Consider the following 11,396-nt stretch of genomic DNA (forward strand, 5'->3'; position numbering starts at 1 on the left):
GGGGCCGGGCGTGCGCTCGTGGGCGGAATGCGAGGACCCATGCTTGTTTCGCAGGTGACGGTATGCCGACGCGAAACAATCGATGCCGGCTCTTTCTATCGAGTTGACGGATGGTGATATTTCCGGCTAGCCGTCACTTGAACAACGATTGTCACAATATTCACAGCGTTTGGCGCCTGCCATGCCATTGCCGTCAACCAGCGGGCCCGGGCCCGTTCCGGGCGCTACCTTTGGGCGCCCGAGGTCCGAGCGAGGAGACGACACCATGCGGATCATGCTCACCGTGCTCGGCGGGCAGGGCGACCGTGACGTCGTGATCGACGGTGACGACGGCGCCACAGTGGCGGCGGTGAGCGGGGCGCTCAGCGACCGGGGGCCGCTGGCACAGGTCGTCCGCCTGACCGGAGCGCGGGCGCCTTACGGTATGTCGGCCCCCGGCGACATGGGCGCCCGCGTGCCGCGCCCCCGGCGGCCGGAGCGTGCCGCCGCGGCGACGGCGGGTCCTCCCGGGGCGGCGCCGGTGCTGTGGCGCGACGGCCGCCCGCTCGATCCCCGCGCCCCCGCCGTCGCCGTGCTGCGCGACGGCGACAAGGTCACCCTGGAGCCGGAGCTGGCCCGCGCCACCGTCATCGAGGAGCCGGGCGGGGTGGCCGAGGTACGCGTGGTGGGCGGTCCGGCGGCCGGCACCGTGCACAGGCTGGGGCTGGGTGTCCACGTCATCGGCTCCGACCCGATGTGCGCCATGTCCACCGCCGACCCGGCGCTCGCCCCGGAGGCGGTGACCGTACGCGTGACACCGGAGGCGATCACGGTCGAGCGCGCGTGGCTCCCGCCGGACGAGGCGCCGAAGCTCAAGCTCAAGGGCAGGTGGGCCGAGGAGGTCGCCGAGTACACGGCCCGCGTCGCGGAGCGGGAGGCGGCCGAGCTGGCCGCCGACTACGGCGAGGTGCCGGAGCTCGACGGCCGGCCGCTCACCGAACGCGCGGAGTGGCCCGATCAGGCGGTGCTGACCTGCGGTTCGTCGGTGTTCGTGCTGACGTCGATCGAGCCCAGGGACGCGCACCTGGCGCCGAGGAGCGAGGGCGGCGTCTCCTACAACCGCCCGCCCAGGCTCCGGCGCCCCGAGCCGGAGCGCAAGTTCGTCAGGCCGAAGGAGCCGTCCAGGAACGAGGGGCTGCGCCTTCAGCTGCTCGCCGCCCTGCTGCCCGCCGTGCTCGGCCTGACGCTGGCGTTCGCCCTGAAGCAGTGGTACTACCTGCTCGTCGCCCTCATGACCCCCGTGATCATGATCGGCCAATGGTGGAGCGACCGCCGCCACGGGAAGAAGCAGCACAAGAAGGCGATCAAGGAGTACGCGGAGCAGCTCCAGGCGTACGACGACGACGTCGAGCGGGCGCGGGCGGCGGACGAGGCGGCGCGCAGATCGGACGCGCCCGACCCCGCTCAGGTGCTGCTCACGGCCACGGGGCCGCGCCGGCGACTGTGGGAGCGCAGGATCCACGACTCCGACTCGCTCAGGCTCCGGGTGGGGCTCGCCGACCTGCCCGCCGACCTGGAGCTGTCGGAGGAGCAGGGCGGCCCCATCGACCCGCCCATCTGCCGCTCCGTGCCCGTGGCGCTGCCCATGCGCAGGCTGGGCGTGGCAGGTGTCACGGGCCCGCGTACGGAGGCGGCCGGCCTCGCGAGCTGGCTGATCGCCCAGGCGGCGACCCTGCACAGCCCGCGCGACCTGGCCATCGTGGTCGTGTCCGCGCACGCCGACGGCGAGCGCCGCTGGGGCTGGACGCGCTGGCTGCCGCACTGCGCACCGCGCGCCGGCGAGGAGTGCGTGGCGCTGGTCGGCACCGATCCCGAGTCGGCCGCCCGCCGCGTGTCCGAGCTCGCCGCCCTCATCGACGAACGCCAGAACACCTCGATCCCCGAGCTCGGCAAGATCCCCACCGGCTGGGACGATCTGGGCGGTCCGGAGCAGCCCACGTACTCCTCGTACGACGTGCGCCCGTACGACGTGCTCGTGATCCTCGACGGCGCCCAGGTCCTGCGCGGCCTGCCCAACATGCCGCAGGTGCTGCGCCAGGGCCCGCGTTCCGGGGTGTTCACGCTCGCCATCGACGACGACCAGCGCCTGCTGCCCGAGGAGTGCCAGACCGTGGCCGCGTGCGGCGGCGACGGCCTCGTCCGCCTGCGCGGCGGCGGCCTCGACGTCATCGGGCCCGTCCTGGCCGACCTCGTCTCCCCCACCTGGTGCGACCGCCTCGCCAGAGCCCTGTCCCCGATCCGCGACGTGAGCAGGGACGACCTGTCGGGCAACCTCCCTGACGCCGTCCGCCTGCTCGACCTGATGGGCATGCCCGACCCGACCGGCCGGGAGTTGGCCGCCCAGTGGCGCGAGCACGGCTCCACGCAGGCGCTGATCGGCGTCGGGCCGGACGGCCCGTTCTCGGTGGACCTCAAGCTCGACGGCCCCCACGGGCTGATCGCGGGCACCACGGGCGCGGGCAAGTCGGAGCTGCTGCAGACGCTGATCTGCGCACTGGCGGTGGCCAACCGGCCGGACCAGCTCACATTCGTGCTGATCGACTACAAGGGCGGCGCCGCCTTCAAGGAGTGCGTACGCCTGCCGCACACGGTCGGCATGGTCAGCGACCTCGACGGCCACCTGACGCAGCGCGCGCTCGACTCGCTGGCCGCCGAGATCCGGCGGAGGGAGCGCCTGCTGCTGGCGGCAGGGGCCAAGGACATCGACGACTACACGGGGCCGGGGATGCCGCGCCTGGTGCTGATCATCGACGAGTTCGCCGCCCTCGTGGCCGAGCTGCCCGACTTCGTCACGGGCCTGGTCGACATCGCCCGACGGGGCCGCTCGCTGGGCATCCACCTCATCCTGGCCACCCAGCGGCCCGCGGGCGTGGTCACGGCCGACATCCAGGCCAACACGTCGTTGCGCGTCGCGCTGCGGGTGACCGAGCCCGCCGAGTCGGCCGACGTCATCGACCTGCCCGACGCCGCCCACATCTCCAAGTCGACGCCCGGCCGCTGCTACGTGCGTTCCGGAGTGGGGGCGGCGACCGCCGTACAGACGGCGAGGGTAGGGGGCCGCAGCCCCGCACGAGCGGCCTCTCCAAGCGGGCCGTTCGCGGGGCCGAGCGCCCATGTCCGGGTGCTCGAGGTGACCTGGCGCTCTTTGGGCAGGCCGCTGCCGCCGGCCCCGGAGCCGGAGGAGGACTCGACGGCGACCGACCTCACGCTGGTCGCCGACGCCCTCATCGAAGCCACCCGCCTGGCCGGCGTCCCCGTGCAGCCCAGCCCCTGGCTGGATCCGCTCCCCACGCAGTTCGTCCAGGACCGCCAGGCCCCGGCAGGGTCCGCGTCGGGAGAGGTGACGCCGCTGCCGTTCGGCCTGACCGACCGGCCGTGGGCGCAGGACCGGCACCCTCTGGCGCTCGACCTCGTTCACGGAGGTCACCTGCTCATAGCGGGCGCCGCCCGGTCCGGCAGATCGACGGCGCTGCGCACGATCGCGGGCTCCATCGCGGCCCATGCCTCCCCTGAGGACGTGCACGTCCACGCGGTCGACTGCGGCTCGGGCGCGCTCCTGCCGCTGGTGGCGATGCCGCACTGCGGCGCCGTCGTGACCCGTGACCAGCTCGACCGGGTGGAGCGCCTGCTCACCCGTCTCCGTGCCGAGGTGGGCCGCCGCCAGCAGCTCCTGGCCGAAGCCGGGCACGCCTCCCTGGCCGAATACCGCCAGGCCGGGCACCGCCTGCCCTGGCTGGTGTTCATGCTGGACCGCTGGGAGGGCTTCGTCGCCGCCTTCGAGGGCTACGACTACGGCCGCCTGATCGAGGCGCTGCTCCAGCTCCTGCGCGAAGGCCCCGCGGTAGGGCTGCGGGCCGTGGTCACCAGCGACCGTTCCGGCCTGCTCGGCCAGGTCTCGACGGTCTTCGACGACCGCCTGCTCCTCCGCCTCTCTGACCCCGCCGACTACGGCCTGGCGGGCTTCCCCCTCAAGGGCCTCCCCTCCTCGATGCCGCCCGGCCGGGCCCTTTCGATGGGCGAGCACGGCATCGTCGAGCACCACATCGCCCTGCTCTCCCCCGATCCGTCCGGCCCGGCACAGGTGGCGGCCCTCCAGTCGCTGTCCCGTGCCGCCGGCGCGCCGGACTCCGGCAAGGGGGGCCGGCGCCGGGAAGGGGAGCCGCCGTTGCGGGTGGACGCGCTTCCGATGCGCATCACGGCGTCCCAGGCGCTCGCCCTCGACCCCGCGTTCACGCCCCCGTCCCCTCTGTGGACGCTGGTCGGCGCAGGAGGGGACGCCCTCGCGCCGCTCGGGCTCGACCTGCTGGCCCACGGGCCCGGCGCCGTGATCGCCGGCCCGTCCCGCTCCGGCCGATCGTCGGTCCTGCTGACGGCCGCTCATTCGCTGATCGCCCGGGGAACGCCCGTCATCGCCGTCGCGCCCCGGCGCAGCCCGCTGCGGGACCTGGACGGGGCCGTGGCCGTGCTGGACGGCAACGCCACGAACCTGGCCGAGCTGGTCGCCGAGCTGCGGCAGTACGTCGTGCTGGTGGACGATGCCGAGCTGGTCAACGCGGACGGCCCGCTGGGGACGGCGCTGGAGGAGGTGCTCAGGTCGGGCAGGGACGGCGATCATGGACTGCTGATCGCCGGGGCGACAGGGGATCTGGCGGTCGCGTACCGGGGCTTCGTGGCCGAGACGCGCAAGTCGCGCACCGGCGTGCTCCTGGCGGTCCAGAGCCAGGCCGACGGCGACCTCTTCTCCATCCGCCTGCCGCGCGGGACCGTCGGCGGTCCGTCCGGGCGGGGTTTCCTGGTGCGGACGGGCACCATCACCCCCATCCAGGCGGCTCTTCCCGGCGACGGCTGAGCGCGCGGCTCAGGACTCGTCGGCTGGGAGGGTGAAGAAGCGGACGTACACGGGGCGGGCGTCCGGTGGGGCGTCCTCTGCTGTGTGGCTGTGCCTGAGCAGCAGGGCGACGTACTCGTCGTAGAACGCGTTCAGCTCCTCCTTCGTCATGCGGGCCAGGCCCCTGGAGCCCTTGGCCCAGTCGGGGTCGGCGCGGTAGGCGGCGGGGAAGCGTTCCATCAGGGCGCGGTCCTCCTCGAAGCCGATCCGGTGGAACTCGGCCAGGACCGCGCGGTCCTCCGGCGGCAGCTGATCGGGGGTGGGGACGCGCATGTCTCTGGGGGTGGGGGCGCGGCGCCACCAGCGTTCGCGGCCGGACGAGCGCTCGGGGATCTCCTCGATGAAGCCGTACTTCTCGAGCTGCCGGAGATGGTAGCTCGTCGTGCCGGTCTTGGCGCCGAGCAGCTCCCCGAGGGTGGTCGAGGTGGCGGGGCCGTGGATGTTGAGGTGGGTCAGCATGCGGCGGCGCATCGGATGGGCCAGGGCCTTGAGCCGGCCCGGATCGTCGAGGATGAACGGCTCGTCGGCTTCCGGTCTCGGCTCCTCGTCCTTCATGAGGAGGAGGGTAGTCCTCCAGAACGATATCTGCAGACTTCTGTTTGCCGAGAACTCTCTGCAGAGTAAGTTCGGCGATATGCGAACGATTCTCGCGGTCCTCACCGCCCTCCTCTTGGCGCTCGCCCCTACCGCCGCCCTGGCCGTCGGTCCAGCTCGGGACGCGCCGATGGCCTTGCCCGACGATCTGAAGGCGAGCGAGGTGAGCTTCCGTGGCAGCGGCGGGCTACAGCTGCACGGAAGCGTGATCAGTCCGGTACGGGCCCGGAGCGGACGAGCCGGCGTCGTGCTGGTGCACGGCGCCGGCACCGGGACTAAGCGGGACAAGCTGCTGGCCGAGGCGGTGGCGTTCGCCCGGCAGGGGATGTCGGTGCTGGTCTACGACAAGCGCTCCGAGGGGTACTCGCTGTTCCACCGGTCCTACTCGCAGCTGGCCGACGACGCGCTGGGAGCCGTGGGGACGCTCCGGCGGCAGGCCGGGGTCGATCCGTCGAAAGTCGGCATCTGGGGGCTCAGCGAGGGCGGATGGGTGGCGCCGCTCGCGGCGTCGCGCTCCGCTGACATCTCCTTCGTGATCGTCGTCGGCGCCAACGCGCTGCACCCGCTGCGCCAGCAGACCTGGGCGGTGGCGGCCGGGCTGCGGAAGGCGGGAGTGCGGGGGTCGTTCGTCGACCGGGCCGAGCCCACCCTGTACCGGGTGATCGCGGACGGCGGGATGTTCCCCGAGTCCTACTACGAACCTGAGCCGGTCATCGCGAGCGTGCGGCAGCCCGTGCTGGGGCTCTGGGGCGTGCACGACCTGCTGACGCCTCCCCGGGAGACGCCTCCCATCTTCGCCAGGGCCCTCGAGAGAGGCGGGAACCGGCACTACACGTTCCGGTTCTTCGCGGATGCCGATCACGCTGCCCACCGGACGCCCGACGGCGGGGTCACGCGGCTGCCCGAGCTCGCTCCCGGCTATGCGGACCTGGTCGGCGACTGGGTGGGACAGGCGACCTCGGGACGGGCGCCGGTCGCGCAGGTGACGGGGCCCGCGCCGGTCCAGGCGGACGACTCGGTGGCGGTGCCGCCGGTCGCGTGGTGGGAGTCGGCCGGCGTTCATGCCGCGGCGCTGGTGCTGTTCCTGGTCGCGTTCGCGGGGTATCCCGTGGTCGCCCTGGTGCGACGGGTCAGGCGCCGGGCCGGTGTACCGCCCGTCAAGGCGGCGCGGTGGGTCAGCGCGGGCGGACTCGTGACGGTGCTCGGCGGGTTCTCCTACCTGTTCTACGCGATCATGACGGGCGGCAAGCTGGCGGCTCCGGGGCCGCTGGTGGCGGGCAGGCCGCTGGTCTGGGTGGCGTTGCAGGCGATCGCGGTCGTGACGCTCGTGGCCGCCGCCATGACGGCGCTGAGGCTGCGGCGGGTGGCCGGGCGCGGCGAGCGGACGCGTCTGGGGATTCTCCTCGCCGGAGCCGCGGTGTTCCTACCGTGGGCCCTGTACTGGGGTCTGCTCCAACCTTGAGCCTGGCGGGTTTGAAGAAATGGGGTGATTGGGGCCGGTGGGGCGGTACGGCCTTTATGCTGATGCGCGGATTCTGAGCCGCGGGGAGGCGCTGTGCAGACCAAGAAGGACCTCTATCAAGCTCACCGCTTGATGCAGCAGCGGCTCGGCATGGCGCTCTTGCAGGCCGAGCCCGACGTCCCGGAGTCTCCCATGCGGCGCCAGAACGTGGCCACGTTCGGTGGGATCCTGGTCGGGGTCCTTGTGCTGGCCGTGTTCGGGATCTGGGGGCTCGTGCGGCCGGGGAACGCCACCAAGTTGACCGACCCAGGGCAGTTGCTGGTCGAGGAGGAGAGCGGCGCCACATTCGTCTACAGCCAGCAGCAGCAGCGGCTGCTGCCCGTGGCGAACTACGTGTCGGCGAGACTGGTGTTGGACGCCGGGCAGGTCACCACCCGGAGCGTGACGGCCGCCTCGCTCGCCGAGTTCGCGAGGGGGCCGCTCATCGGGATCTCCGGGGCGCCGGACTCACTGCCGGAGAAGAAGAAGCTGGTCAAGGCGCCGTGGTCGGTGTGCGTGACGGAAGGGCCCGACGGCGTCGGGGGGCGCAAGCCGTACACGACGCTGGTCGGCGGGACCGACGTCGGAGGCAGGCCCGTGGGCGTGGACGCGATGGTGGTCTCCGACGGGCAGCAGAACTGGTTGATCTGGGGCAATCGTCGCATGCGCGTCAACGAGCACGGCGTCCGGGCGCTCAACGCCCAGCCCAGGAAGGTGCCGGTGGCCTGGCTGAACGCGCTGCCGGCCGGACACGACTTCAGGGGACCGAACATCGCGAACCGGGGCAGAAAGGTGCGGGCCAACGGCAAGGTCGCGGCGGTGGTGGGACAGGTGTTCACGGTCCCGGCTATGCCCGGCACGGCGGCGCGGTGGTATGTGCTGCTCAACGACGGCTTGGCGCCCATCTCCGCTGTCCAGGCCAGGCTGCTGCTGGAGGACCCGGCCAGCAAGACGGCGTACGGCAACCGCCCGGTGCAGGCCATCCAGATCGACGCCGCGTCGGCCAACGCCTCGCCCTCGCGCCAGAACGTCATGGACACCAGCCTGCCCACCACCATGCCCAAGGTGATCAACGTGTCCGGTTCGGCACCGCTGTGCACCGTGTATCCGAACACGGCGTCCGGCTCGGTCGTGACGAACATCACGGTCGGCAGCAGGATCGCGATTCCGACGCCGTCGAGCTCAGGCGTACAGGACCGCTACGACCAGGTGCTGCTCCCGCCGGGCAGCGCCGTGGTGGCCGGGGTGCTGCCCGGCGAGGGCCAGCTGAACGCGGCGGCGAGCACGCTGTCGCTGATCACCGACCAGGGGGTGCGTTATCCGATCCCGTCGGCCGACGTGCTGGCGAAGCTCGGCTACGACGCCGCGGACATCGCGCCCGTGCCGGCGAGCATCATGCACGCGATCCCGCAGGGACCGGCGCTCGACCCGGTCGCGGCCAGGGCGCCGTTGACCGTCAGCGGCCGGTAAGGGCGCCGATCACCAGCCGACCTCAGGCATGATCGAGGGCTGCTTGAACTGGCCGGTGTCGAGACCGCTCTGCGGGTCGTCGATGATGTCCAACTTCGCGGAGTCCCACATGGCCTTCGCCTCCAGCATCTTCGGCTTCTCGACCTTCACGGGGTCCACGAACGGAAGATCCTTGGCGATCTGGTTGAGAGCCACGCCTGCGGCTGCGATGATCGCGCTGGCTTTTATGACGCCACGCGAGTGCTGCTGGACCACCTTGGAAACGGTCTCGTGCAGTTTCACCACCTGGCTGATCGCCTGTGGCTCCACACCCAGACCGATCGCCGTCGACCGCATGTAAACCACCCAAGCGGCCAGCCCCGCCAAAATGACGGCGATGGCGTAGAAGAACATCGTCAGCGCGAAGTACACGGCGGCCGAGCACTTGAGGGTGTTCCCGCACGCGGTCCTGTTGTTGTCGAGCTTCTGCAGATTGGCATCGAGCTCTTTGACCTTCTCCAGGAACGAGTCGTACGCGCGCCCCAGCCACTCCTCGGACTCACCGATCTGCCTGCTCAGCCGCTGCAACTCGTTACGCAGATAGGCCAGGTCGCTGACGCCGCTCGCGTGCACCGCCGGAGCGGTCTTCGCCGTCGGACCGTATTTCGGCCCCGCATCGACCGGGGTTTCGTTGAGCCACTGCTGAGCCGCCCGATGTTGTTCCGCCGAGTCCCCGACGGCCATCAACAACATCCCTACGAGCGGAGCCGCGTACGGGAGCACGTATGTCGCCCCTGACGCGATCAGCTTCGCCTGGAGCATCCATTCTTGAGCTTCTTCGTAGGGCGCCATCGCTCCCTCATACCTCCTTGCCGAGCACCGCCGGAGTGGCGTCCTCGTCCGCTCCCCACACGCCCTCTTCCTCACCCACGTGCGGGCCGCGCTCGCGGTCCTTGTCGTCCTTGCTGCCCGCCGCGCCGCCCATGCCGCCCGGTGGGTAAATCGGCGTCCCCGTGTTCAGAGCACGTGCGATGCTCCCCGGTGCGCCGACACCCGCCGTACCAGCGGCGGGACCCCCGACGTTGCTTTCGGGGTAGCTGACCGTCGTGCGTGGAATGGCGGCGCGCGGGTCGATCTGGGAGATGTCAGGAGTGCGGATCTGCGGTGCGGTGGAAGTGGGCAGATGGGGGTCAACGCTCTGCAGATCGGTCTTGGGCTGGTTCAGGTTAGGGGTGGTCAGATCCGGCTGCTGCAGATCCGGCTGCTGCAGATTCGGCTGCTGCAGATTCGGCTGCTCCAGGTTCGGCTGCTGGAGATCGGGCTGGTCCACGTTGGGCTGCGGGATGTCGGGCTGCTCCGGCTGCTTCACGTCGGGCTGCGGAATGTCCGGCTGCTTCAGGTCGTCCGGCGACGGCTTGTCGACCTTGAAGTCATCGGGGTCGATGCCGTTCTTGCCGAGGTTGCCCAGACCGGCATTCGACGGCATCTTGCCGAGCTTGCTCGGGTCGCCGAAACCGGTGTTGTTGAACTTCGGCGTCTTGAAGGAGCTGTTCTGGCTGCCCTTCTTCGCGGCCTTGCTGGCCTCCTCGGCCGTCTCGGTGTTGTCGGCCGCGGTCTTGAGCGCCTGCTTCCACGACTCGAGCACCTCCCTGCCCTGCTTCAGGGCGTCGGCCGCGGCGTCGCGCGCCGAGCGGTGGGTGACGTTGAGACCGCCGCCGAACACGCCGAACGTCAGCGTGTGCATATCGATGGCCCGGGTCTTCTCGCTCAGGTGCGTGAGGTCCTGGCCGTAGCTCGCCACGTTCGTCCCCAGCGTCCTGACGCTGGAGTGCCGCATCTTGAAGTTGCGGTCGACGGACTTCGGGTCGGTGCTGCCGAGACCGCCGGCGCCGACGAGGCCCGCGAACGGGTCGCTGGACGAGGATGAGTTGGACACATGCCCCCCTTGTCGCGTCGGTCCCATAGGTTACGCCAGCCACGTCTGGCCCGTACAGGCAATACGGGCGCTCGACACCCATCCGGAGCAAGGCCCCAAACCCCTGTATCCCGGTAATAGGTCCACGATCCATCCCGAAGATGTGGAAAATTAACTCGATCACGTGCGACCCTAGGGACCGATGTTCACTAATGTGACCAAATAGGCCGACATCAGCTGTCGGCTGGAGTCAGCCGACTAGCAAGGGAGGGACTCTGTGGGGGCAGAACCGCAGACTCAAGTAAGTGAAGCCGATCTCAAGGCCGCGATCACCCTCATCGAGGACGCGGCCGAGCGCCTGCGCGGCATCCAGCTGAACCTGGACCAGGCCGGCGTCTCACTCAAGCACCACTGGGTCGGCCAGTCCGAGGCCGCGTTCGACGCCGTGCACAGGAAGTGGCACGAGCGCATGGACGTCGTCCTCGGCAGCCTGCGCCGTCTGGCCGAGAACATCGGGACGAGCAACACGAACTACGCCTCCTTCAACCAGGAGCGGACCGAGGCCATCAACCAGATCGCCAACCTGATCAACGCCGGGCCGCTGACGCGCTGACCAGCGCCGTACCAGTGACAAGGACCAGCTAGCAGCAAGGGGAGGCCGCTGTGCCCGCGAAAGACACATTCGATATCACAAAGGTCAACTTCGCCGGCCTCGGCGAGGGTGAGGACGCCTTCGCCAGGGCGTTCAACGACATGGTCACCACCCTGGACAACCTGGAGCGGGACCTGCTGACCAAGAGCGCAATCTGGCAGGGCCAGACGAAGACCGTCTTCGACGAGGTCCGTGAGCTCTGGAAGCGTGAGGCCAGGGACATGTCGCAGTTCATCGACCTGATGAAGAAGAACATCAACATCACGAACCTGAACATGCAGCAGGTCGAGAAGATCAACTCCCAGATCTTCGACGGAAAGTAACGCAGGCGGAGGGCGATACCGCCGGCCCTGACAGC

At 70.5% G+C, this 11,396-nt stretch carries 8 protein-coding genes; 5 read left to right on the plus strand and 3 right to left on the minus strand.

Annotated features, from left to right (window positions below):
• Window positions 1–265 precede the first annotated feature (265 nt).
• Complete coding sequence (locus ABD830_RS34190; protein ID WP_344996960.1) at window positions 266–4,888, plus strand: FtsK/SpoIIIE domain-containing protein; 4,623 nt, start codon at window positions 266–268, stop codon at window positions 4,886–4,888.
• A gap of 9 nt (window positions 4,889–4,897) precedes the next feature.
• Here the strand turns inward: ABD830_RS34190 and ABD830_RS34195 are convergent, their stop codons facing one another.
• Window positions 4,898–5,482: an ArsR/SmtB family transcription factor gene (locus tag ABD830_RS34195; protein WP_344996963.1), complete on the minus strand. Its 585-nt coding sequence runs from the start codon at window positions 5,480–5,482 to the stop codon at window positions 4,898–4,900.
• Between the two features lie 79 nt (window positions 5,483–5,561).
• Here ABD830_RS34195 and ABD830_RS34200 point away from each other — a divergent pair, with 79 nt between their 5' ends.
• Window positions 5,562–6,983 carry an alpha/beta hydrolase family protein gene (locus ABD830_RS34200; RefSeq protein ID WP_344996966.1) on the plus strand — a complete coding sequence of 474 codons (1,422 nt, stop codon included), beginning with the start codon at window positions 5,562–5,564 and terminating at the stop codon, window positions 6,981–6,983.
• A 93-nt stretch (window positions 6,984–7,076) separates the two neighbouring features.
• Window positions 7,077–8,492, plus strand: coding sequence for a type VII secretion protein EccB (gene eccB / locus ABD830_RS34205; RefSeq protein ID WP_344996969.1), 1,416 nt, complete (start codon window positions 7,077–7,079; stop codon window positions 8,490–8,492).
• A gap of 9 nt (window positions 8,493–8,501) precedes the next feature.
• Here the strand turns inward: eccB and ABD830_RS34210 are convergent, their stop codons facing one another.
• Window positions 8,502–9,323 carry a hypothetical protein gene (locus tag ABD830_RS34210; RefSeq protein ID WP_344996972.1) on the minus strand — a complete coding sequence of 274 codons (822 nt, stop codon included), beginning with the start codon at window positions 9,321–9,323 and terminating at the stop codon, window positions 8,502–8,504.
• Between the two features lie 7 nt (window positions 9,324–9,330).
• The gene (locus ABD830_RS34215) at window positions 9,331–10,407 is read right to left on the minus strand and encodes a hypothetical protein (RefSeq protein WP_344996975.1); all 1,077 of its coding nucleotides are present in this window, start codon (window positions 10,405–10,407) and stop codon (window positions 9,331–9,333) included.
• 256 nt (window positions 10,408–10,663) lie between these two features.
• On the opposite strand from ABD830_RS34215, the gene ABD830_RS34220 reads away from it, so the two are divergent.
• Both ABD830_RS34220 and ABD830_RS34225 read left to right on the plus strand, forming a co-directional pair.
• Window positions 10,664–10,999 (plus strand): WXG100 family type VII secretion target, encoded by a 336-nt coding sequence (locus tag ABD830_RS34220; protein WP_344996978.1) that lies wholly within the window; start codon window positions 10,664–10,666, stop codon window positions 10,997–10,999.
• Between the two features lie 50 nt (window positions 11,000–11,049).
• Window positions 11,050–11,361 (plus strand): WXG100 family type VII secretion target, encoded by a 312-nt coding sequence (locus tag ABD830_RS34225; protein ID WP_344996981.1) that lies wholly within the window; start codon window positions 11,050–11,052, stop codon window positions 11,359–11,361.
• Window positions 11,362–11,396: the final 35 nt, after the last annotated feature.

This window comes from Nonomuraea helvata, assembly GCF_039535785.1.
Taxonomy (GTDB): Bacteria; Actinomycetota; Actinomycetes; order Streptosporangiales; family Streptosporangiaceae; genus Nonomuraea; species Nonomuraea helvata.